Annotated in this window: 17 protein-coding genes; 6 read left to right on the top strand and 11 right to left on the bottom strand. The window is 65.9% G+C overall.

All coding sequences use genetic code 11. The features are described from left to right. Positions 1 to 47 precede the first annotated feature (47 nt). Positions 48 to 1,520, bottom strand: a complete 1,473-nt coding sequence (gene betB / locus N440_RS07235; RefSeq protein WP_133934574.1) for a betaine-aldehyde dehydrogenase — start codon at positions 1,518 to 1,520, stop codon at positions 48 to 50. A gap of 39 nt (positions 1,521 to 1,559) precedes the next feature. After that, positions 1,560 to 2,150, bottom strand: coding sequence for a transcriptional regulator BetI (gene betI / locus N440_RS07240; RefSeq protein WP_049455864.1), 591 nt, complete (start codon positions 2,148 to 2,150; stop codon positions 1,560 to 1,562). A 170-nt stretch (positions 2,151 to 2,320) separates the two neighbouring features. On the opposite strand from betI, the gene N440_RS07245 reads away from it, so the two are divergent. Both N440_RS07245 and N440_RS07250 read left to right on the top strand, forming a co-directional pair. Further along, positions 2,321 to 3,871, top strand: a complete 1,551-nt coding sequence (locus N440_RS07245; protein ID WP_006441902.1) for a BCCT family transporter — start codon at positions 2,321 to 2,323, stop codon at positions 3,869 to 3,871. Positions 3,872 to 4,137: 266 nt separating this feature from the next. Continuing rightward, positions 4,138 to 4,581 carry a hypothetical protein gene (locus tag N440_RS07250; RefSeq protein WP_133934575.1) on the top strand — a complete coding sequence of 148 codons (444 nt, stop codon included), beginning with the start codon at positions 4,138 to 4,140 and terminating at the stop codon, positions 4,579 to 4,581. A gap of 126 nt (positions 4,582 to 4,707) precedes the next feature. Here N440_RS07250 and acnA read toward each other — a convergent pair whose 3' ends face one another. Further along, positions 4,708 to 7,461, bottom strand: a complete 2,754-nt coding sequence (acnA, locus tag N440_RS07255; RefSeq protein ID WP_053449655.1) for an aconitate hydratase AcnA — start codon at positions 7,459 to 7,461, stop codon at positions 4,708 to 4,710. Between the two features lie 301 nt (positions 7,462 to 7,762). Between acnA and N440_RS07260 the strand changes: the two genes are divergently transcribed. Genes N440_RS07260 through acnB form a run of 3 tightly spaced genes read left to right on the top strand, consistent with a single transcriptional unit; the run spans position 7,763 to position 11,028 of the window. Continuing rightward, positions 7,763 to 7,987: an AbrB/MazE/SpoVT family DNA-binding domain-containing protein gene (locus tag N440_RS07260; protein ID WP_008268694.1), complete on the top strand. Its 225-nt coding sequence runs from the start codon at positions 7,763 to 7,765 to the stop codon at positions 7,985 to 7,987. Between the two features lie 6 nt (positions 7,988 to 7,993). After that, positions 7,994 to 8,392, top strand: coding sequence for a type II toxin-antitoxin system VapC family toxin (locus tag N440_RS07265; RefSeq protein ID WP_008267153.1), 399 nt, complete (start codon positions 7,994 to 7,996; stop codon positions 8,390 to 8,392). 44 nt (positions 8,393 to 8,436) lie between these two features. Continuing rightward, entirely contained in the window at positions 8,437 to 11,028 is a 2,592-nt protein-coding gene (acnB, locus tag N440_RS07270) for a bifunctional aconitate hydratase 2/2-methylisocitrate dehydratase (protein WP_133934576.1), read from the top strand. 92 nt (positions 11,029 to 11,120) lie between these two features. Here the strand turns inward: acnB and N440_RS20440 are convergent, their stop codons facing one another. The 3 genes from N440_RS20440 to N440_RS07280 are packed head-to-tail and all read right to left on the bottom strand — an operon-like array spanning position 11,121 to position 13,230. After that, positions 11,121 to 11,891 carry an XVIPCD domain-containing protein gene (locus N440_RS20440; protein ID WP_243831299.1) on the bottom strand — a complete coding sequence of 257 codons (771 nt, stop codon included), beginning with the start codon at positions 11,889 to 11,891 and terminating at the stop codon, positions 11,121 to 11,123. Beyond that, positions 11,888 to 12,595, bottom strand: a complete 708-nt coding sequence (locus tag N440_RS20445) for a hypothetical protein (RefSeq protein ID WP_243831300.1) — start codon at positions 12,593 to 12,595, stop codon at positions 11,888 to 11,890. Before N440_RS20445 ends, N440_RS20440 begins: the two co-directional genes overlap by 4 nt. Further along, positions 12,592 to 13,230, bottom strand: a complete 639-nt coding sequence (locus N440_RS07280; RefSeq protein ID WP_133934577.1) for a hypothetical protein — start codon at positions 13,228 to 13,230, stop codon at positions 12,592 to 12,594. Before N440_RS07280 ends, N440_RS20445 begins: the two co-directional genes overlap by 4 nt. A gap of 565 nt (positions 13,231 to 13,795) precedes the next feature. Here N440_RS07280 and N440_RS07290 point away from each other — a divergent pair. Beyond that, entirely contained in the window at positions 13,796 to 14,221 is a 426-nt protein-coding gene (locus N440_RS07290) for an energy transducer TonB (RefSeq protein WP_133934578.1), read from the top strand. A 70-nt stretch (positions 14,222 to 14,291) separates the two neighbouring features. On the opposite strand, the gene N440_RS07295 is transcribed toward N440_RS07290, so the two are convergent. From N440_RS07295 to N440_RS07315, 5 genes are all read right to left on the bottom strand, one after another. After that, entirely contained in the window at positions 14,292 to 16,277 is a 1,986-nt protein-coding gene (locus N440_RS07295) for a hypothetical protein (RefSeq protein ID WP_133934579.1), read from the bottom strand. An 83-nt stretch (positions 16,278 to 16,360) separates the two neighbouring features. Beyond that, a complete protein-coding gene (locus N440_RS07300; protein ID WP_008268640.1) occupies positions 16,361 to 17,434 on the bottom strand; it encodes a chemotaxis response regulator protein-glutamate methylesterase in 1,074 nt (357 codons plus the stop codon). Then, positions 17,431 to 18,027 (bottom strand): chemoreceptor glutamine deamidase CheD, encoded by a 597-nt coding sequence (cheD, locus tag N440_RS07305; protein WP_008264676.1) that lies wholly within the window; start codon positions 18,025 to 18,027, stop codon positions 17,431 to 17,433. The genes N440_RS07300 and cheD overlap by 4 nt, the downstream gene beginning before the upstream one ends. Beyond that, positions 18,024 to 18,893: a CheR family methyltransferase gene (locus N440_RS07310; protein WP_040007811.1), complete on the bottom strand. Its 870-nt coding sequence runs from the start codon at positions 18,891 to 18,893 to the stop codon at positions 18,024 to 18,026. The genes cheD and N440_RS07310 overlap by 4 nt, the downstream gene beginning before the upstream one ends. Positions 18,894 to 18,930: 37 nt before the next feature. Next, positions 18,931 to 21,204: a methyl-accepting chemotaxis protein gene (locus N440_RS07315; protein ID WP_133934580.1), complete on the bottom strand. Its 2,274-nt coding sequence runs from the start codon at positions 21,202 to 21,204 to the stop codon at positions 18,931 to 18,933. Positions 21,205 to 21,740 lie beyond the last annotated feature (536 nt).

The following is a 21,740-nucleotide window of genomic DNA, read 5'->3' on the forward strand; positions in this document are numbered from 1 at the left end:
GGACCGGCACGGTGGCCGGACGATGGGGCGCGCTCAGGGCGCGCCGATCAGAACACGCTGGCGTAGTCGCCCAGCTCGACCTGCACCGACTTGATGCGGGTGTAGTGGCCGAGGGTGGAGATGCCGTTCTCGCGGCCGACGCCGGATTCCTTGTAGCCGCCGACCGGCATTTCGGCCGGCGATTCACCCCAGGTGTTGATCCAGCAGATGCCGGCTTCCAGGCGGTGGATGATGCGGTGGGCGCGGCTGACGTCCTTGCTGACCACGCCGGCGGCGAGGCCGAAGGTGGTGTCGTTGGCACGGCGCACCACTTCGTCTTCGTCGTCGTAGGCCAGGATGCTCATCACCGGCCCGAAGATCTCTTCGCGGACAATGGTCATGTCATCGCGGCAGTCGGAGAACACGGTCGGCAGCACGTAGGCACCGTTGGCCAGCGCACCTTCGGTGGCACGGCCACCGCCGGTCAGCAGGCGGGCGCCTTCGGCCTTGCCGCTTTCGATGTAGCGCAGCACGTTTTCCATGTGCGGGAAGCTGGTCAGCGGGCCGAAGTTGGTCTCGGCGGCCATCGGGTCGCCGATGCGGATGCGCTTGACGCGCTCGACAACGGCGGCTTCGAACGCGGCCAGCATGCTGCGCGGCACGAACACGCGGGTGCCGTTGGTGCAGACCTGGCCGGAGCTGAAGAAGTTGGCCATCACCGCGATGTCGGCGGCGCGGTCGAGGTCGGCGTCATCGCAGATCACCAGCGGCGACTTGCCGCCCAGCTCCATGGTCACTTCCTTCAGCGACGAAGAGGCGGCACTGGCCATGACCTTCTTGCCGGTGGCGACGCCGCCGGTGAAGGAGATCTTCTCGATCACCGGGTGCTCGGTCAGCCACTGGCCGATCTCGCGGCCCGGGCCCTGCACGACGTTGAACACGCCGGCCGGCACGCCGGCTTCGGTGTAGATCTCGGCCAGCCGGATCGCGGTCAGCGGGGTCACTTCGGACGGCTTGAACACCATCGCGTTGCCGGCGGCCAGGGCCGGGGCCGACTTCCACATGGCGATCTGGATCGGGTAGTTCCAGGCACCGATGCCGGCGACCACGCCCAGCGGTTCACGGCGGGTGTAGAAGAAGCTCGATTCGCGTAGCGGCAGCTGGATGCCTTCGATGGCGGTGGCCAGGCCGGCGTAGTACTCGACCACGTCGGCACCGGTGACGATGTCCACGGTGGTGGTCTCGGCCAGCGCCTTGCCGGTGTCCAGGGTTTCCAGGTGGGCCAACTCATCATTGCGTTCGCGCAGGATCTCGACGGCGCGGCGCAGGATGCGCGAACGCTCCATCGCGGTCATCGCGGCCCACACCTTCTGGCCTTCGGCCGCGCTCTGCACGGCGCGCTCGACGTCGGCCTGGCTGGCGACCTGCACTTCGGCGATCACCTCACCGGTAGCCGGGTTCACCGACTTGAAGGTCTTGCTGCTGGTGGCATCGACGCGCTGGCCGTGGATGTAGAGCTGTTGGACGGGCAGGGTGGTCATGGGGGCGTACTCCTTGGAAGGGGGCGGGTGCTGAAGCGCTTATAGCGCGACAGCCTGCAACTGGAAGTCGATGTAGCCGTAAGCGATGCGCCGGGACTTCTCGGCATTGAACTGGCCGCCGACCAGGCTGCCGCGCAGCCACAGGCCATCGATCATCGCGGCCAGGCCGCGCGCGGCCAGGCGGGCCTGCGGGTGGGGCAGCAGGCGGTTGAACTGGTGGCACAGGTTGGAGAACAGGCGCTGGTCGTTGGCGCGCTGCAGCCGGGCCAGTTCCGGCTGGTGCATGCTCGCGGCCCAGAAGGTGAGCCAGACGCGCATGGCGGTGCCGTTGATCTGGCTGTCATCGAAGTTGCCATCGACGATGGCGCGCAGCTGGTCGCGCGGGTCATCGCCGACGTCGGCGCGATAGCGCGCAACGGCGTCCTTCAGTTCGCGCAGGATCTGCCGCATTGCAGCATTGAGCAGGCCGTCCTTGTCGCCGAAGTAGTGGGCGACGATGCCGCTGGACAGCCCTGCCTTCTTCGCGATGGTGGCGACGGTTGCATCGGCCATGCCGATCTCGTCGATGGTCTGGAAAGTGGCCCGGATCAGCTGCTCGCGCCGTACCGGTTCCACGCCTTTCTTCGGCATTGTCTCTCCACGGATTGCGACCCGAAGGATTGGGCTGCCCGCCATTATGCTTTTTATTGATTGAACGTTCAATCAATAAACCATAGGATGCGCTCGCGCCCCACGCCATGGGCCCGGTTTACCGGTCCGGCCCCGCCCATGTGCTCCCTCGGACTTGATGAGACGACCCCATGTCTTCCCTGGCTCATCCCAAGCGTTCGCCCCTGCGCTTGAACCGTTTTGTGTTCTTCAGTTCCTCGGTGTCGATCGGCATCCTCGGGCTGCTTACCGTTCTCTATCCCGAAGGCAGCGAGCACTGGCTGCAATGGGCGCAGGCCGAGGTGTCGGCGGCGTTCGGCTGGTGGTACATGCTGCTGATCGTGCTGTGCCTGGGCTTCGTGCTGTGGCTGGCGTTCTCGCCGTATGGCCGCATCCGCCTGGGCCACAACGAGGAATCGCCGGCCTTCGGCTACGTGCCCTGGGTATCGATGCTGTTCTCGGCCGGCATCGGCATCGCGCTGCTGTACTACGGCGCCTACGAGCCGCTGGATCACTTCCTCAATCCGCCCGGCCAGCCCGGCGGTACCGTGGCCGCCGGCCGCGAGGCGATGGTGCTGACCTTCCTGCACTGGGGCCTGCACGGCTGGGCGCTGTACGCGCTGGTGGGCGTGGCGCTGGGCTATTTCGCCTACCGCCGTGACCTGCCGCTGGCGCTGCGCTCGGCGCTGTACCCGATCTTCGGTGAGCGCATCCATGGCCGCATCGGCGACATGGTCGATGGTTTCGGCATCCTTGCCACGCTGATCTCGATGGTGACCAACCTCGGCATCGGCGCGCTGGTGGTGCAGTCCGGCCTGGTCTACCTGTTCCACATTCCGGACACGCCGCAGGTGCTGGTGGCGATCGTGCTGGTGATGATGGTGGTGGCCACCATCGGCGTGGTGGCGGGTGTGGAGAAGGGCATCGCCTGGCTCTCCAACCTCAACGTGCGCCTGCTGTGCGGCCTGCTGCTGTTCGTGCTGGTGACCGGCCCGACCCTGCACCTGTTCGACGGCCTGATCCAGAACACCGGCGACTATCTGGGCGCGTTCGTGCGCAAGAGTTTCGACATGTACCTCAACGACCCGAAGGGGCGTGAGTGGATGGGCTCGTGGACGCTGTTCTACTGGGCATGGTGGATCGCCTGGGCACCGTTCGTGGGTCTTTTCGTGGCGCGCATCTCGCGTGGCCGCACCATCCGCGAAGTGATCATGGGCGTGCTGCTGATCCCGCTTGGCTTCACCCTGGCGTGGCTGTCGATCTTCGGCAATACCGCCATCGACCTGGTACTGAACCACGGCCAGGCGGTGCTGGGCGAGGTGGCCCAGCACGATGCGGCGATGACGCTGTTCAAGCTGCTGGAATACCTGCCTGCCGCGCCGTACGTGGCCGGTGCCGCGGTGGTGATCGGCTTCGTGCTGTTCCTGACCCCGGTCGATTCGGGCACATTGATGATCGCCAACCTGTGCACGCGTCGCGTCGACGATGGCGTGGAAGATGGCCACGACGCGCCGATCTGGCTGCGCGTGTTCTGGGCGGCCGGCATCACCGTGGCCAGTGTCGGCCTGCTGCTGGCCGGCAACTTCAGTGCGATGCAGACGGCAGTGGTGCTGTGCGGCCTGCCGTTCTCGTTCACCCTGGCGTTCTACATGTGGGGCCTGCTGAAGGCGCTGCGCACCGACCCGGACGCACCGCGCCGGTGACCGGGCATCTGGCACGTATCCCGACGTTGCCGGTGACGCAGTAGCGCCAGGCCATGCCTGGCTGCGAAGAAACCAGAAGGGCCGGATCCGCGAGGACCCGGCCCTCTTGTTGGATGGCCGACCAGCAGTCGACGCCACCCAGGGTGAAGCGTTCGCTGCTGGACAGCTGGAGGCAACCGGCCGCACGGAATTTCGTAGCACTCTGAAAGACAGGCAGGGCCGTTCGCGGTAATCATCGTTCAACGATCCATTTCCGGAGTTGAGCAATGGCCCGAATCCTGAGCTGTGCGTTGATGGTTTCGCTTTCGATGAGTGCGCATGCGGTGCCGGGCGCGATGGTGCAATTGAATTTCCCGGTGATCGCGCTGGGTGAAACGGCAGAACTGAACCTGGAGCTGGAACCACATCCGGGTGGGCTGGTGACCTATTCGATCCACACCAATGTCTATGCCAGCGAGGAGAGCAGCGGCTACCGGGTGCTGGATGTGCGCTGCCCGCCGGGCTTCCTCTCCAACGTCTACCAGGGAAACGCCGGTGCGGTGTGCTATCGCATCGAGGATACGCCGCATCCCGCCGGTGAGATGTCGGTGACAGTGTTCAACGAGGATGCGCCGGATGGGCATCTTGAGTGGGAGGAAGGCCTGTGGTCGCTGGACACCACGGGCCCCGCAGTGAAAAGGTCGTGGCACCTGTTCGGCGTGCGGCCCTGATCTGGAGGGTGGACGCGTGACCTGATGCCGGCGGGACGGTGTGCAGACGAAAAGGGCCGGATCCGTGAGGATCCGGCCCTTTTGCCGGGTCGTCGACCAGCAGCCGACGCTACCGGGAGCGGAGCGTTACTTGCTGGCCAGCTGGCGCAGCACGTACTGCAGCAGGCCACCATGACGGAAGTATTCGACCTCCTTCGGGGTCAGCAGCATCACCGAAACCTCGAAGGTCTTCTTCGTGCCATCGGCCTTGGTGGCAGTGACCGTGGCACGCTTGCTGGCACCGTCCTGCAGGCCGGTGATGTCGATCACTTCCGAGCCGTCCAGGCCCAGGCTCTGCGCGTTCTCGCCATTGCGGAACTGCAGCGGCAGCACGCCCATGCCTACCAGGTTGGAGCGGTGGATGCGCTCGAAGCTCTCGGCGATGACCGCCTTCACCCCCAGCAGCAGGGTACCCTTGGCGGCCCAGTCACGCGACGAGCCGGTGCCGTATTCCTTGCCGGCCAGCACCACCAGTGGCACCTTGTCGGCCTTGTACTTCATGGCCGCATCGTAGATCGCCAGCTTCTCCGGCTGGCCACCGCCGGCCGGGTAGTACAGGGTGTTGCCGCCTTCCTCGCCACCGAACATCAGGTTCTTGATGCGGATGTTGGCGAAGGTGCCGCGGACCATCACGTCATCGTTGCCGCGGCGGCTGCCGTAGCTGTTGAAGTCGGCCGGCTGCACGCCGCGCTCCTGCAGGAAGCGGCCTGCCGGCGAGTCCTTCTTGATGTTGCCGGCCGGGGAGATGTGGTCGGTGGTGATCGAGTCGCCGAACAGGCCCATCACGCGTGCACCGTGCACGTCGTCGATGCTGCCGGTCTGCATGGTCATGCCATCGAAGTACGGCGGGTTCTTGATGTAGGTGGAGGCATCGCTCCACTCGTACAGGTTGCCGTCCGGCGAGGCGATGGTGTTCCAGCGGGTGTCACCCTTGAACACATCGGCATAGTTCTGCTTGAACATCTCCGGGCCGATGGTGGCGGCGATGACGTCGCCGATTTCCTTGTTGCTCGGCCAGATGTCGCGCAGGAACACCGGCTGGCCATCGCTGCCGGTACCCAGCGGCTGGGTGGTCAGGTCGATGTCGGTGGTGCCGGCGATGGCGTAGGCCACCACCAGGGGCGGGCTGGCCAGGTAGTTCATCTTCACTTCGGGATGCACGCGGCCCTCGAAGTTGCGGTTGCCCGACAGCACCGAGGTGACCACCAGATCGCCGGCGGCAATGCCGGCGCTGACTTCGGTCGGCAGCGGGCCGGAGTTGCCGATGCAGGTGGTGCAGCCGTAGCCGACCACGTAGAAGCCGATCTTCTCCAGCTCCTTCAGCACGCCGGCCTTTTCCAGGTAGTCGGTGACCACGCGCGAGCCTGGGCCGAGCGAGGTCTTCACCCAGGGCTGGCGGTTCAGGCCCTTGGCCGCCGCGTTGCGTGCCAGCAGGCCGGCGCCGATCATCACCGCCGGGTTGGAGGTGTTGGTGCACGAGGTGATGGCGGCGATGACCACTGCGCCGTCCTTCAGCCGTACCTTGCGGTTCTCGATCTCGATGTCGGCGAAGCCCTTGGCCAGCTGCTCGTTGCCGACCGCCGCACCGCCGCCTTCATTGACGAAGGAGGACACATCCTCGCTGCGCTTGTCCCGGTTGGCGGTCATGCCCACCAGCGCTTCGCGGTAGTTCTTCTGCACGTCTTCCAGCAGCACGCGGTCCTGCGGGCGCTTCGGGCCGGCCAGCGACGGCTTCACCGTGCCCATGTCCAGTTCCAGCGTGGTGCTGTACTGGGCATGCGGGCTGCCCGGCTCGTGCCACAGGCCCTGCGCCTTGGCGTAGGCCTCGACCAGGTTGATCTGCTCTTCGCTGCGGCCGGACAGGCGCAGGTAGTTCAGTGATTCGGCGTCGATCGGGAAAATGCCGCAGGTGGCGCCGTATTCCGGGGCCATGTTGCCGATGGTGGCGCGGTCGGCCAGCGGCAGGTGCTGCAGGCCGTCACCGTAGAACTCGACGAACTTGCCGACCACGCCCAGCTTGCGCAGCATCTGGGTGACGGTCAGCACCAGGTCGGTGGCGGTGGCGCCCTCGGGCAGCTTGCCGGTCAGCTTGAAGCCGACCACCTGCGGAATCAGCATCGACGATGGCTGGCCGAGCATGGCCGCCTCGGCCTCGATGCCGCCCACGCCCCAGCCGAGCACGCCGATGCCATTGATCATCGTGGTGTGGCTGTCGGTGCCGAACACGGTGTCCGGATAAGCGATGGCCGTGCCGTCCTTGTCGGCGGTCATCACCACGCGGGCCAGGTTTTCCAGGTTCACCTGGTGGACGATGCCGGTGTTGGGCGGCACCACCTTGAAGTTGTCGAATGCCTTCTGGCCCCAGCGCAGGAATCCGTAGCGTTCCTGGTTGCGCTGGAACTCGATCTTGCCGTTGAGGTCCAGCGCATCGGGCTTGCCGAACACATCGACCTGCACCGAGTGGTCGATGACCAGTTCGGAGGGAATCTGCGGGTTGATCTGCTCGGGCGAGCCGCCCAGCTTGACCACGGCGTCGCGCATCGCGGCCAGGTCGACCACGCAGGGCACGCCGGTGAAGTCCTGCAGGACCACGCGCGCCGGCATGAAGGCGATTTCGGTGTCCGGTTCGGCGGACGGGTTCCATCGGGCCACGGCTTCGATGTGATCCGGGCCGACGGTGGCGCCACCGTCCTCATGCCGGAGCAGGTTCTCCAGCAGGATCTTCATCGAGTAGGGCAGGTGGGAGATATCGAAGCGCTGGCCCAGCGTGGGCAGGCTGAAGTAGTCGTAGGTCTTGCCGCCGACGTTCAGCTGGCTGCGGGTGGAGAACGAATCGCTCATGCGGGGTAACTCCTTCTTGCGGATGGCTTGCAGTGGCTCGCGCATGGGCGGGCCTGCTTGCGGTCGCCGCGGGCCTGGTGGCCCCGGTGGTTCCAGTATGAACCCGAAACTGAATGGATTCACCCGGACCGGTTCCGGCCTGCGGCATCGGTTCCAGACTACAGGGGAAGGTGTATGGCGTATGTCACGTTTGTGGCCGATCCTTTGCGAGGCAAGGGCTGGCGGGGTGCCGGTCCGGGCCAGGGTGGAAGTATGCCCGAGGAAGTATGTATAATTTGTGCATACTCTGGAGGGCCTACCGATGGAAGCCACTGTTGCAGAACGCGGACAGATCACCCTGCCCAAGGCGGTGCGTGATGCCCTCGGCCTGACCAAGGGCACGCTGCTGAAGGTCGAGCTGGACGGCAGCCGCATCATCCTGCGCAAGAGTGTTGACGATGCCATTTCACGGGCGCGCGGCAAGTTCGCGTTGGACGGCTTTGAATCGTCCGACGCCGCCGTGCGTTCGGTCCGCGACGAGGACTGACCGGTGATGATCGCCGTCGATTCGCCGGTGCTGGTCGAGCTGCTCAGCAACGGCCCGCAGGCCGATGCGGTGGAAGCCATCCTGCGCCAGAGCCTGGTCGGCGGCCGCGTGGTGGTCTGTGGCGCGACCCTGGCCGAGGTCTGCGCCTCGCTGCGCGGCGGTGCCGAGGTGCTCGAAGCGCTGGAAGAAATGGGCGTGCACTTCAACCCGATGGAAGCCAAATCGGCGCTGCGCGCCGGCGAGATGCACCGCCGCCACCGCCAGCGCAGCGGCAGCCGCCGCAGCCTGGACGAATTCATGGTCGGCGCCCACGCACTGCTGCAGTGCGACGGCCTGATCACCTGGAACGATACGTTTTACCGCGACTACTTCAAGGGCCTGAAGCTGATCGTGCCGCAAGCCTGAGCCCACTTTTGTTTTTTCAACCTACGCATTACCCGGGAGTTGTCATGTTGGAAGCCTACCGCCACCACGTCGCCGAGCGCGCTGCGCTTGGCATCCCGCCGCTGCCGCTGAGCGCGCAGCAGACGGCCGATGTCATCGAACTGCTGAAGAACCCGCCGCAGGGCGAGGCCGAGTTCCTGCTCGACCTGCTGACCCACCGCGTGCCGGCCGGCGTTGATGACGCTGCCAAAGTCAAAGCCTCGTACCTGGCGGCGATCGCCCTGGGCAGCGAGCAGAACCCGCTGATCAGCCGTGAGCGCGCCACCGAACTGCTGGGCACCATGCTCGGCGGTTACAACGTTGCCCCGCTGGTGCAGCTGCTGGACGACGCCAGCGTCGGCACCCTCGCCGCCAACGGTCTGAAGAAGACCCTGCTGGTGTTCGATGCCTTCCATGACGTGCAGGAAAAGGCCAAGGCGGGCAACGCCAACGCCCAGGCCGTGCTGCAGAGCTGGGCCGATGCCGAGTGGTTCACCGGCAACCCGGAAGTGCCGCAGAGCCTGACCGTCACCGTGTTCAAGGTGCCGGGCGAGACCAACACCGACGACCTGTCGCCGGCGCCGGACGCGACCACCCGCCCGGACATTCCGATGCACGCGTTGGCGATGCTGAAGAACAAGCGCGACGACGCGCCGTTCACCCCGGAAGAAGACGGCAAGCGCGGCCCGATCCAGCAGATCCTGTCGCTGAAGGACAAGGGCCACCTGGTCGCCTACGTGGGCGACGTGGTCGGCACCGGTTCCTCGCGCAAGTCGGCCACCAACAGCGTGCTGTGGTGGACCGGCGATGACATTCCGTTCATCCCGAACAAGCGTGCCGGTGGCGTCTGCCTGGGTTCGAAGATCGCCCCGATCTTCTACAACACCATGGAAGATGCCGGTGCACTGCCGATCGAGCTGGACGTGTCGAAGATGGAGCACGGCGATGTGGTCGAGCTGCGTCCGTACGAAGGCAAGGCGCTGAAGAATGGCGAAGTGATCGCCGAATTCCAGGTCAAGAGCGAAGTGCTGTTCGACGAAGTGCGTGCCGGTGGCCGCATTCCGCTGATCATCGGCCGCGGCCTGACCGGCAAGGCGCGCGAAGCGCTGGGCCTGGCCCCGACCGACCTGTTCCGCCTGCCGGTGCAGCCGGTCGATACCGGCAAGGGCTTCTCGCTGGCACAGAAGATGGTCGGCCGCGCCTGTGGCCTGCCGGAAGGCCAGGGCATGCGCCCGGGCACCTACTGCGAACCGAAGATGACCTCGGTCGGTTCGCAGGACACCACCGGCCCGATGACCCGCGATGAGCTGAAGGACCTGGCCTGCCTGGGCTTCTCGGCCGACCTGGTGATGCAGTCGTTCTGCCACACCGCTGCGTACCCGAAGCCGGTGGACGTGAAGACCCACCACACCCTGCCGGAGTTCATCTCCACCCGTGGCGGCGTCTCTCTGCGTCCGGGCGACGGCGTGATCCACAGCTGGCTCAACCGCATGCTGCTGCCGGACACCGTCGGCACCGGTGGCGACTCGCACACCCGTTTCCCGGTGGGCATTTCGTTCCCGGCCGGTTCCGGCCTGGTCGCCTTCGCCGCTGCCACCGGCGTGATGCCGCTGGACATGCCGGAATCGGTGCTGGTGCGCTTCAAGGGCAAGATGCAGCCGGGCGTGACCCTGCGTGACCTGGTCAACGCGATCCCGCTGTACGCGATCAAGTCGGGCCTGCTGACCGTGGCCAAGGCCGGCAAGAAGAACATCTTCTCCGGTCGCATCCTGGAAATCGAAGGCCTGCCGGAGCTGAAGGTCGAACAGGCGTTCGAGCTGTCCGACGCCTCGGCCGAACGTTCGGCCGCCGGTTGCTCGGTGCGCCTGAACAAGGAACCGATCATCGAGTACCTGACCAGCAACATCACCCTGCTGAAGTGGATGATTGCCGAGGGTTACCAGGATCCGCGTTCGCTGCAGCGCCGCATCGAGAAGATGGAAGCGTGGCTGGCCAACCCGGAGCTGCTGGAGCCGGATGCCGACGCCGAGTACGCCGCCGTCATCGAGATCGACCTGGCCGACATCCACGAGCCGATCGTGGCCTGCCCGAACGACCCGGACGACGTGAAGACCCTGTCCGAAGTGGCCGGTGCCAGGATCGACGAAGTGTTCATCGGTTCGTGCATGACCAACATCGGTCACTTCCGTGCGGCCGCCAAGCTGCTGGAAGGCAAGCGTGACCTGCCGACCCGCCTGTGGGTGGCCCCGCCGACCAAGATGGATGCCTCCGAGCTGACCAAGGAAGGTGTGTACGGCACTTTCGGCGCCACCGGCGCACGCATGGAAATGCCGGGCTGCTCGCTGTGCATGGGCAACCAGGCGCAGATCCGTGAAGGTTCCACCGCGATGTCGACCTCGACCCGCAACTTCCCGAACCGCCTGGGCCGCAACACCAACGTGTACCTGGGTTCGGCCGAACTGGCCGCGATCTGCTCGCGTCTGGGCCGCATCCCGACCAAGGAAGAGTACATGGCCGATGTGGGCGTGATCGCCGCCAGCGGCGCGGAGATCTACCGCTACATGAACTTCGACCAGATCGAGGAATATCAGGACGTGGCCAAGACGGTCGCTGCCTGATGCGGTAGTGCCGGCCACTGGCCGGCACCCCGTTGAAACGAAGAACCCCCGGTGAAAGCCGGGGGTTTTTTGTGTGCGCCGGGCCAGATGGCCTAGCCCATGCGCATCGCCGTCCGGGTCTGCTCCTGGGCGTGGTCTTGCTGGGCAACCTGCTGTGCCTGCGACATCTGTTCGACCTTGGCGAGCGATTGCTCCACGGGCGTACTGATTGCCTCGCTGACCGCGACCGACGCGCGCAGGTGTGCCGGATTGTCGAGTGCTCCCTGCACAACGAACATGCGAGGGCCGGAGCCGTCGCTGGGTGGATTGCCCAGGACCACATGATCGACGCGTTCCAGGCCGCTGCTCTTGGCCGTTGCAAGCAGGCTGGCCGTCACCCGCTCGCTGGTTTCATCGAAGCTGCGCCCGTGCCTGGCATCCACGGCGGATACACCGTCGCGAATCTGCCGGTAGAGAGGTTGGTCTGGGTGGCCTTCCTTCCTGGGATCCAGGCCTGCCTTATCCAAGGTGGACTCGATGCTCTCCTGCACTGGGTTCCTGGGAGAGAAGCCGGGATTGCCGAGAGAGGGCGAGCCCCGGTCGGTTGCATCCTGGATCAGTTGCCCCCCAGGCTTGAGCGCAGTGTGGGCCTGCTGCTCCGCTTCAGCTTCGTTGCGGGCGTACGCACCGGCTTCCCCGGTGCCGCGCAGGTAATTGACCCCGTCGCGCAGCAGACCAGGTCCGCCGCCGACAAGCACGGTCGCCGCCGCGCGCAGTTGATGAACATCGTTGCGGTAGTCGGCAATCCGGCGCAGGTCTTCAGGATCCGTGACCCGGGCCTGGGGGTTGTCCAGTACAGACTGCACGGGACCCTTGTCGGTCATGCGATCAAGGAAATGAACCAATCGATGGGAGTCGCCCAGCTGACCGCCACGGCGGCGGACATGACATGGCCGCTTTTCATCCCAAGCGTTCCGAGCGAGGCGACACGCTGGCCGTGCTCGGCGTTGCGCAGAACCTCCAGTTCCTTGGGCAGCGCATACATCTCGACCGTGCCGTAATGAGGGCCACCCGCACTGACCAGGTCGCCTGCCATCACATGGTTGGTGAAGGGCGCCGCATTGGCCGGCTGGCCTTCAGGTAGGCGATACGCGAGCCCGGCGGCACCGTAAGGATTGAAGGCGTCGCCGGGGAGGTTGTAGTGATGGGCGGTGATCTGCGCGAGGGCACCGCCCAGGGAGTGGCCGGTGACGTGCACCGGACCATACGCATTTTCTTCAGCCAGCTTGATGGCCTGCTTGGTCAGGGCGAGGGCATCACCGAGTTGTGCGTTGACCCTGGCGGTGACCATCGCGGCGTCTATGCCGCCGTCAAGCATGGGCTGACGATCAAATTCGGTGCCGCGATGGGCGACGATGACTTCTTTGGATTCGAGATTATGGTAAATGACGCCTTGGTAGCCGGTGGCGGAGTTTAGGCTGGCCAATACACGATATTCCGTCCCGGCAATGGTAACAATGGCTCTGGGCTCAGGGAGCGGATCCTTGTAGACATGATCTGAGAGGGCTGCATTTGCTCCAGGATTCATTGGGCTGTTCCTTCAGTCCGCGTGGAGATTTCGATTGGGAAGTAATTCTTTCGCTTATCTGGAGACATCTTCTCGTACCAAGTCGAAGGCTCGGTAGGCGTCCACTCTGGCGATCCCCCTGAAGTCATGGGGCGTAAGGCGCGATGTACGTAGGTAGTAGAGAGTTTCTCGGTTTCAAGCTTTGTGAATGAAGTCCATGCGGTTGCTTGGATAGGGCGATCATCGTTGATGAAGGCGAATGAAGCTTCCACGAGCACGGGTGTCCAAGTGCACGGGCCGCGACCGTAATAGTCTGCAACTTCCATGCCGTCGTTGAATACAACACTGCTGAATTCAGTAGAACTGAGGCGATGTGCCTGAAGCTCAACCTTGTGCTGGTTCGGTTCGTACTGAACTCCCTCGTAGTTATTGATCGGAGGGAGACAGAGTGGGTCTATCTCGTACGTGACGAAGACCTTGGGGACCGGAATTTCCACGGGTGCATCGTGGACGCGAATCACAATCGGCAGCGCATGCTTGGGCGCAGGATTCTCGCGGTAGACCGGATATGAGCGTTCCTTGTTGCAGCCTGGAACGGCCAGTGTGATCAGAGCGATCAACGCAACATGAGCAAGGCTGGGGGCGGATTTCAGCATGAGCGGTCCACGTCGCTGATGGAGGTATTACACGGGTGCGCCGGTAAAGCGCTACTACAGAGCATGGTTCTCTGCGTCCGAGAACACCGAATGGATTGTCCTGCTCGTTGAATGGCGGAATAGGGGGCTACGCCGCAGACGACGGTGCCATGAAGGGCATCTCGGGGCAAATGCGACAGATTGCGCATTTCATGTTGGAGGCACGCCGGCACTTCATCCTTGTGCGCCGGTGCCACGGGGCGTTGCGGCGTATCGTTCATCGGCGTTCCATTGCTCTGTGACGTCTGACTATACGACCCGGTGCAGCTGTGCTCAAAGGCCGAGGTGCAGCGCCAGGGGCCTCCCATGGGACGCCGTCCAGCATCCGGCCGCTTGCTGGCAGGCGACGTGCAGCGACTGCTGCAACCATGCATCAATGTGCACGCTGGCGAATGCCGGATTCTCCAGGGTGGAGATATGGCCGGCCACTGCCCGGTAGCCCGTTGAAACGAAGAGCCCCGGTGAAAACTGGGGTTCTTTGTGCGTGCAGCGCTAGACTTGCCGCCTCGCTTGTTGGAGTGCAGGGATGTTGCAGGATCGATTGAAGGGCCGTTGCATTCACCGTTGGCACTGGACTGGCAGTGTGGTGGTGCTGGCCACGCTGATGATGGGGCACGCCGCGATGGCGCAGCAGACGGTGCAGCAGGCCGTTGTCGAGCTTGCTCGGCCGGCGCACGTGCCGGCGTCGATCGTGATGGAGACCAAGCACAGCAATCCGCCGCGCTATCCGTCGCAGGCATTCCGTGATGAGAAAGAGGGGGAAGCGATCCTGATGGTGCAGGTGGCAGCCGACGGGCAGTGGGCCGGCGTGACCGTGCTGCAGAGCAGCGGCTGGCCGGAGCTGGATGAGGCGGCGCAGGCGGCGACACGCAGGTGGCGCTACCTGCCGGCCAGCGAGGATGGCGTACCCGCGCCTGGCGAGATCCGCGTACCGGTGTCGTTCAAGCTGTGATCACGCGTTGGTGATGCCGTTGCCCGGCACTGCCTGGCAACGGCGTTGGTCCTGCCGCGGTGCCGGCGACTTACTGCGCGGCACACGCCTTGGGGGCGTGCACGAGGTTGACGCGCAGGCTGCCATCGGCAGCCACCTGCTTGCTCTCCAGTACGCACATCTCGTTCTCGAGCCGCATCATCACTTCGTAGTCCTGACCCGCCTTCGGCACGAACTGGATCGACAGCGAGTCCGGTGCTGCTCCGCAGCGGAGGTGGGCGACGTTCTGGAATTGTGCGTCGAAGATCAACGGCTTGCCGGCCTCCACCGAATACTCCTGGAAGTTCGGGTTAGAGAACAGGACGCTTTTCATCGCACGCACGGTGTCGGTTTCCGGCATTCCGATGGAAATGTTCTGCGGGCTGCCGCCCACCAGGCTGCCTACGGCTGCGCTGTTGCTGCGCGCGACCACGACTTTCCTTCGCGCGTCGCCATGGCATTGGCCACCGATATGCATGGTGATGCTGCGGCCGTTGGCACCGAAGATGCGGATGCGGGAGCGATTGCCGGCGGGCAGGGCAGCGGCAACGGCGCTGGCAGGCGCGGCGGCGCGCATCGCGGACGGAAACGCTTCTGGCAGGCGCGCGACGAATCGTGCCACGCACTGCTCGGCCAGCTCGTCGGACACGCTCCTCACTTCGGCATAGTCATCCGCCTGCCACTGTGGCAGCGCAGCCGACTGGGTGCCATCGGTGCAGTCAACGGTCATGGCCGATGCGCCCGAGGCCGGCAGCACCTCGATCGTGGTGCGGTGCTTGAGCTCGTAGGGGATCTGCGAGCCACTGAGCTGCCCGTAGACCAGCGCCCATTCGTGCGGGTCGGCCCGCACGGTCACGGGGGCGCTGGGAACTGCGTCGGGATAGGCATTGAAGTACTCGGAAAGACGCTGCTGCAGCAGTGCCGGGACCCGCTCCACTGCGGGGCTGGACACGCCTTCGACGGTGTCGCCGCGCAGGGTGTCCTTGGAGAAGCCACGCGCCTTGCGTGCACCGACCACGGCCAGGGCGAAGACGTTCATCTTGGCCAGCGTGGCCACGCCCATATCCGATCGGGTCACCAGTCGCAGGTCTGCGTCGCCGGAACGCTTGCCCTTGGCATCGGTGCCGGTGCCATGGTCGATGTGGACCGCCTTCATCCAGTCCGTGGACAGAACCGGTGCCGGATGGCCGGCGCCTGTGGCCGTTGCGGCCTCGTCCTGGGGTGGCACTGGATCGGGCGAGGCGGCACTGATGGCAGCGGCCAGCTGGGCGCCTGGCGAAGGGAACACGGTGGGCAGCTGCTCGACGAGCCGGTCGACACAGCGCTGCGCGAACTGGCGTGCCGCGGTCCTGACCTGCGCGTAGTCATCTGCCTGCCAGTCTTCCAGCGGCGCCGTCTGTACGGGATCGCTGCAGGTGATGCTCAGCCAGGGCGGGCTGATGGGGGACGACTGTGCAATGGTGAGGGTGGCCTCATGCTGCAGATCGTACGGAACCGCGTTGCCCGACAGCGACTGGTAGGTGAGCGACCACAGGCCGGCGTTTGCGCTGACGATCTGCGCATGCTCGGGAAGCGCATCCGGATGTGCGATGAAGTACTCGGCCAGATGGCGGCGCAGGAGTGCGGGGATTTCGTCGACGGCCGGGCTGGGCACTGAGTCGATGACGGTGCCACGCAGGTTCTTCTTCGAGAAGCCATCGACGCGGCCACCGCCGGCCTTGGCGGCGGCCGCCAATTGAACAAGCTTGAGCGTGACCACTTTGCCGGTGTCGCCGCGCGAGACCAGGCGCAGCTTCAGATCGACATCGCGGTGTCCAGGCAGGCTGGAAGGCGCGCCCTGTACCACCTGGATGCGGGTGCTCCAGTCATCAGGAGAGGGCGGAGCGGCTGCGCCGTCGACCGGGTGGGTGCGGGCCGCATCGGTGGCAAGTGCAGCGTCGTGTGCCGGGACGGTAGCGGGTTCTTCTGCCGATGCCGGCGGAGACAGCATCAGGCCCAACGCGATGGCGGCAGGCAGGCAGGTCAGGCGTAGTGCCACAGTGGAGCTCCTTGGGGAAACGCGATGAAGAACGGCCGGGTCCCCTTGGCCGGCCGTTCGGGAAAGGTGTGGTGCGCGTGGGCTCAGCCGCGCGCCAGCGCCAGCAGCCGTTCGGCAATCCGCTCGAGAGGAACCTGTTCTTCGGCAGCGCCCAGCTTGAACGCAGCGCCGGGCATGCCCCAGACCACGCTGCTGGCCTCGTCCTGCACCAGCGTCGGCGCGCCGGCCTGGCGCATTTCCAGCAGGCCGCGTGCACCATCGTCGCCCATGCCGGTGAGGATGGCACCGATGGCGTTGCCACCGGCGCTCTGCGCCACCGAGCGGAACAGCACGTCCACCGCCGGCTTGTGCCGGTTCACCGCCGGGCCGTCGTCGACCCGGCAACGCCAGCGCGCACCGTCACGGATGATGCGCAGATGCTTGCCGCCCGGGGGCAGGTAGGCATGCCCGGGCAGCACCGCTTCGCCGTCGCTGGCTTCGCGCACGGCCATCGCCGAGTGCCGGTCCAGGCGCTCGGCGAAGGCCGTGCTGAAACTGGCCGGCAGGTGCTGGGTCATCACCACGGCCGGCGCGTCGGCGGGCAGGCCCTCCAGCACCACGCGCAGGGCTTCGGTGCCACCGGCGGATGAGCCGATCGCGATCAGGCGGTCGGTGGTTCGGAACTGCGGCGCGGCCGGGCGCATCGCCGGGGCGGCTTCGAGCGTGAGCTTTGGCGTGGCGGCGCGCACCAGCGGGCGCACCCGCGAGCGTGCCGCCATCTTCACCTTGGCGATGATCTCGTCGGCATAGCCCTGCAGCCCACGGGCCACATCGAGCTTGGGCTTGGAGACGAAATCGACTGCGCCCAGTGACAGTGCCTGCAGGGTGGTGTCGGCGCCGCGCTCGGTCAGCGAGGAGATCATCACCACCGGCAGTGGATGCAGGCGCATCAGGTTTTCCAGGAACGCCAGCCCGTCCATGCGCGGCATTTCCACGTCCAGCGTGATCACGTCCGGGGCCAGGCGCTTGATCTTCTCGCGCGCCAGCAGCGGGTCGGCGGCGGTGCCGACCACGTCGATGGCCGGATCGCTGGACAGGATCTCGGTGAGCATCTGCCGCACGACGGCAGAGTCGTCGACGATCAGGACCCGGCAGGGGGCGTTGCCGGTCAGGGTCATTCGAACAGCTCCACGCCACCGGTGACCGGGGCCTTGGACAGGCGGGCACGCACGGCCGATTCGGTCGCGGCCACTTCGGCTTCATGGGCGTGCGGCAGGCGCTGCACCACCACGCGGCCGGTATCGGCGAAGAACCAGATCTTGCGCGGATGGATGCCGCACAGGTCCTCGGCGATGATCGGGATGTGCTCGGCCTGCAGGTACTGGCGCACGAACTCGGCGTTGCGGGTGCCGACCGGGTTGCTGGTGAAGCCCTTGAGCACGTTGGCGCCGCCGAACACCTTGGCTTCGATGCGCTTGCGGTGCGCGCCGCGCTTGAGCATGTCGTTGATCAGCAGTTCCATCGCGTAGCTGCCGTAGCGTGCTGGCGCGCCATCGCCGGCGTTGCCTTCGGGCAGCAGGAAGTGGTTCATGCCGCCGATCTTCAGCACCGGGTCGCGCAGGCAGGCCGCCACGCATGAGCCGAGCGTGGTGGTCAGCGCGGTGGTGTCATCGACGACCAGGTACTGGGTGGGCAGCAGCTTGGCGGCGATGGTCTTGAAGCGCGCGTCCTGGTAGCGCATCACATCGTCGGTACGCAGCGAGGCATTCATGCGCCGGCCTTTGCCGCACGGCGGTACAGGGTGCGCCCGCAGGGCTGGATGAGGTCGGCCGCGTGCAGGTAGTTCTCCGAGTGGCCGGTGTACAGCAGGCCGTCGTCGGCCAGGTGCTGCACCAGGCGGCCGAGGATGGCGCGCTGGGTGGGCTTGTCGAAGTAGATCATCACGTTGCGGCAGAACAGGGCGTCGAACGGGCCGCCGACGTCGTAGCGCGGGGCCAGCAGGTTTAGCGGACGGAACTCGATCAGGTCGCGCAGCGCCGGCAGCACGCGGCACTGGCCCTCGTTGGGGCCGCTGCCGCGCTGGAAGTAGCGGCGGCGCAGGTCCGGATCGAGGTTGGCGACACGGTCGATGTTGTAGACGCCGCGGCCTGCAGTGGCCAGTACCTGGGTGTCGACGTCGGTGGCGACGATGCGCACCGGCGGCTTCAGGGTGCCGAACGCTTCGCAGGCGGTGATCGCCATCGAGTAGGGCTCTTCGCCGGTGGACGCGGCGCACGACCACAGCAGCAGCGGCGTGCGGCCGTTGCGCTGCTGCAGTTCCTCGCGCAGCTTGTCGAAGTGGTGCGGCTCGCGGAAGAACGAGGTCAGGTTGGTGGTCAGCGCATTGGTGAACGCCTGCCATTCATCGCCATCCTCCTGTTCCAGATGGTCCAGGTACTGCTGGAAGCTGCGCATGCCGAGCGTGCGCAGGCGCCGCGACAGGCGGCCATAGACCATGTCGCGCTTTGCCGGCGCGAGGGCGATGCCCACGCGCTGGTAGATCAGGTCGCAGACGCGGCGGAAATCACGGTCGGCGAACTCGAATTCGCGGGGGCCGGTGACGATGGGAGTAGGACTTTGCACGGGGGACGTGTCCATCGGCAGAGGCGGCGGCCGAAGCCGCCGCGGGTGGGTCTCAGAATTCCTGCCAGTCGCTGTCGCTGGCGACGAAGGTGCTGGCGTTGCTGCTGTGGCGGACCGCTGCCGGCGCGGGCGCCGCCTGCGGGCGCGGCGCGCTGGCGGTGACGCGGGCCGGCTCGACGTGGGCGGCCACCGCCTTCATCGCGGCCGAGACCTGGTTGTCGAGGCGGAAGATCGCCACCGCGTCGGCCAGCTGGCCGGCCTGGTCTTCCATGGCGCGGGCGGCAGCGGTGGCTTCTTCCACCAACGCAGCGTTCTGCTGGGTCGTTTCGTCCATCTGCACCACGGTCTGGTTGACCTGCTCGATGCCGGCCGACTGCTCCTGCGAGGCGGCGGAGATCTCGGCCATGATGTCGGTCACGCGCTGCACCGAGGCGACGATCTCGCCCATGGTGCTGCCGGCCTGGTGCACCAGGCTGGAGCCCTCGGCGACCTTGCCGACCGAATCGTCGATCAGGCCCTTGATCTCCTTGGCGGCGGCGGCCGAGCGCTGGGCGAGGGTGCGCACTTCGCTGGCGACCACGGCGAAGCCACGGCCCTGTTCACCGGCACGGGCCGCTTCGACCGCGGCGTTCAGTGCCAGGATGTTGGTCTGGAACGCGATGCCGTCGATGACGCTGATGATCTCGGCGATCTTCTTCGACGAGGCTTCGATGGCCGACATGGTGGTGACCACCTGGCCGACCACCTCGCCACCCTGCGAGGCGACGCCCTGCGCGCCGATGGCCAGCTGGTTGGCCTGGCGGGCGTGTTCGGCGTTCTGGCGCACGGTGGAGGTCAGTTCCTCCATCGACGCGGCGGTTTCTTCCAGGTTGGCGGCCTGCTGCTCGGTACGGCGCGACAGGTCGCCGTTGCCCGAGGCGATCTCACCGGCGGCGAGGGTGATGCTGGAGGCGCTGGCCTGGATCTGGCCGACGATCTGGGTCAGCTGCGCGACGGTGGTGTTGGCATCATCACGCATGCGTGCAAACACGCCCTGGTAGTCGCCGTGCATGCGTGCGGTCAGGTCACCTTCGGCGATGGCCGACAGCAGCTGCGAGAGCTTGCCGAGGTTGTCATCGCTGACCGCCATCATCGCGTTGAGGTTTTCCAGCATCAGGCGGAAATCGTGATCGAAGCGCTGTGCGTCGCCACGGCGGCTGAAATCGCCTGCGGCGGCGGCGCTGGCCAGTTGCTTGATCTCGGCATTGATGCGGCTGAGATTGGTTTTCACCGTATCGACGGTGGCGGTCATGGTGGCCTTCTCGCCCGGATAGCGCGCGATGTCGCGGCTGAGGTCGCCGACGGCGTATTGCTGCACCACGTCGAGCACGTCGTGCAGGGTCTGCACATGGCCGCCGACCAGGGCGTTGGTCTCCTGCACCATCAGCCCGTATTCGCCGGGGAAGGCAGTGGCGTCGATGCGGTAGCTCAGTTCGCCGGCATCGTGGCGCCGCGCCATTTCGCGCTGGCCGCCGATCACCGCGTGCAGCTGCTGCTGCATGCCCGACATGGCGTGCAGCAGGCGGCCGGGTTCGTCGTGCGGCTGCGGGCCGATGTGGCTGTCCAGCTTGCCGTTGGCAATGCCTTCGGCGACGGCGGTGGCCTGCTTCAGCGGGCGCGCGATGCGGTTGCCGATGACCCAGCTCAGGGCCAGCACGATCAGCACCAGCACGCCGCCGGCGACTGCCATGATGGCGGTGAATACCAGTGCCTGCTTCTGCACGTCATCCATGTAGACGCCGCTGCTGACCACCCAGTTCCAGGGCGCGAACAGACCGGCGTAGGCCACCTTCTCGACGTCGCCCTTGCTGCCGGGCTTGGCCCAGCGGTAGTTGACGAAGCCGCCGCCGGCCTTGGCTGCTTCGACCTGGTCGTAGTAGATGCGCACGCCGTCGTCGGTGCGGAAGTCCTTCATGTCCTTGCCGACCAGGTCCTTGCGGAACGGGTGCATCAGCAGGTGGTAGCCGGTGTCGTAGATGTTGAAGTAGTACGTATCGTTCTCGGCGCGCATCGATTCCAGCGCCTGCAGCGCGGCGCCTCTGGCGGCCTCATCACTGAGCTCGCCGGTACCGGCCAGGCGGTGATAGTGCTGGAGGATGCCGTAGCTCAGTTCGACCTGGGTCTTCAGCGCGGTCTTGCGGGTCTCGGTGAGGTCCAGGTACTGCATGCGGGCGGCGATCACCGAGAGCGCGATCACGCCGAGCGCGATGAGCAGCGTCAGCAGGTTGAGCTTGCGCCGGACGGAGAGGTTGCTGAAGTAGTGTTGCCAGCGATGCAGGAGATTCATCGAGCAGGACCAGGTCGAAACGGGCGGGCGGCGCCGAGCCGGTCAGCGGCGGGATACGCCGTGACAACCCCGTTATCGGCCGCGGGGGCGGGGGATTGAGGTGTGGTGTTCGAACGTATTCAGGTTTCCTTGCAGCGGCGGCTGCGGCGCTGCCTGCGGCAGGCTTTTGAAGCAACAGCAACAGCAACAGCAACATCAACGGCAGTTGGTCGGCTCTGAATTTTCAGTGGGTGGCTGGGTCGGGGTGGGATGGCGGGACACGCCGTAAACCCGTCCTTGGGGGCTCGATGGCGCCATCCATGGTGCCCACGGTCCCGCCAGCCCACCCCGACCCAGCCCTCTCGGCATTTCGGTGTCGGACGGCAAGAGCGTTGGGTTTCCAGGTGGAAAGAGGGGTCAGATCCGTTTTCCTGGGGAAAACGGATCTGACCCCGAACGCGGTGCGGCTGTTGCTCTTGCTCTTCTTTCTTCAATCCGGGGTGGACGCGCACGGAACCTGTCCGTGGCCGGGAGGGTGGGTTGCGCAGGGGTGTCCG

Origin of the sequence: Stenotrophomonas sp. CC22-02 (genome assembly GCF_004365115.1) — a bacterium.
GTDB classification, from domain to species: Bacteria; Pseudomonadota; Gammaproteobacteria; order Xanthomonadales; family Xanthomonadaceae; genus Stenotrophomonas; species Stenotrophomonas forensis.

Coding starts and splice junctions, on each gene's coding strand:
- betB (WP_133934574.1), bottom strand. CDS start 1,520: ATGACCACCCTGCCCGTCCAACAGCTCTACATCCACGGCCAGCGCGTC.
- betI (WP_049455864.1), bottom strand. CDS start 2,150: ATGCCGAAGAAAGGCGTGGAACCGGTACGGCGCGAGCAGCTGATCCGG.
- N440_RS07245 (WP_006441902.1), top strand. CDS start 2,321: ATGTCTTCCCTGGCTCATCCCAAGCGTTCGCCCCTGCGCTTGAACCGT.
- N440_RS07250 (WP_133934575.1), top strand. CDS start 4,138: ATGGCCCGAATCCTGAGCTGTGCGTTGATGGTTTCGCTTTCGATGAGT.
- acnA (WP_053449655.1), bottom strand. CDS start 7,461: ATGAGCGATTCGTTCTCCACCCGCAGCCAGCTGAACGTCGGCGGCAAG.
- N440_RS07260 (WP_008268694.1), top strand. CDS start 7,763: ATGGAAGCCACTGTTGCAGAACGCGGACAGATCACCCTGCCCAAGGCG.
- N440_RS07265 (WP_008267153.1), top strand. CDS start 7,994: ATGATCGCCGTCGATTCGCCGGTGCTGGTCGAGCTGCTCAGCAACGGC.
- acnB (WP_133934576.1), top strand. CDS start 8,437: ATGTTGGAAGCCTACCGCCACCACGTCGCCGAGCGCGCTGCGCTTGGC.
- N440_RS20440 (WP_243831299.1), bottom strand. CDS start 11,891: ATGACCGACAAGGGTCCCGTGCAGTCTGTACTGGACAACCCCCAGGCC.
- N440_RS20445 (WP_243831300.1), bottom strand. CDS start 12,595: ATGAATCCTGGAGCAAATGCAGCCCTCTCAGATCATGTCTACAAGGAT.
- N440_RS07280 (WP_133934577.1), bottom strand. CDS start 13,230: ATGCTGAAATCCGCCCCCAGCCTTGCTCATGTTGCGTTGATCGCTCTG.
- N440_RS07290 (WP_133934578.1), top strand. CDS start 13,796: ATGTTGCAGGATCGATTGAAGGGCCGTTGCATTCACCGTTGGCACTGG.
- N440_RS07300 (WP_008268640.1), bottom strand. CDS start 17,434: ATGACCCTGACCGGCAACGCCCCCTGCCGGGTCCTGATCGTCGACGAC.
- cheD (WP_008264676.1), bottom strand. CDS start 18,027: ATGAATGCCTCGCTGCGTACCGACGATGTGATGCGCTACCAGGACGCG.
- N440_RS07310 (WP_040007811.1), bottom strand. CDS start 18,893: ATGGACACGTCCCCCGTGCAAAGTCCTACTCCCATCGTCACCGGCCCC.
- N440_RS07315 (WP_133934580.1), bottom strand. CDS start 21,204: ATGAATCTCCTGCATCGCTGGCAACACTACTTCAGCAACCTCTCCGTC.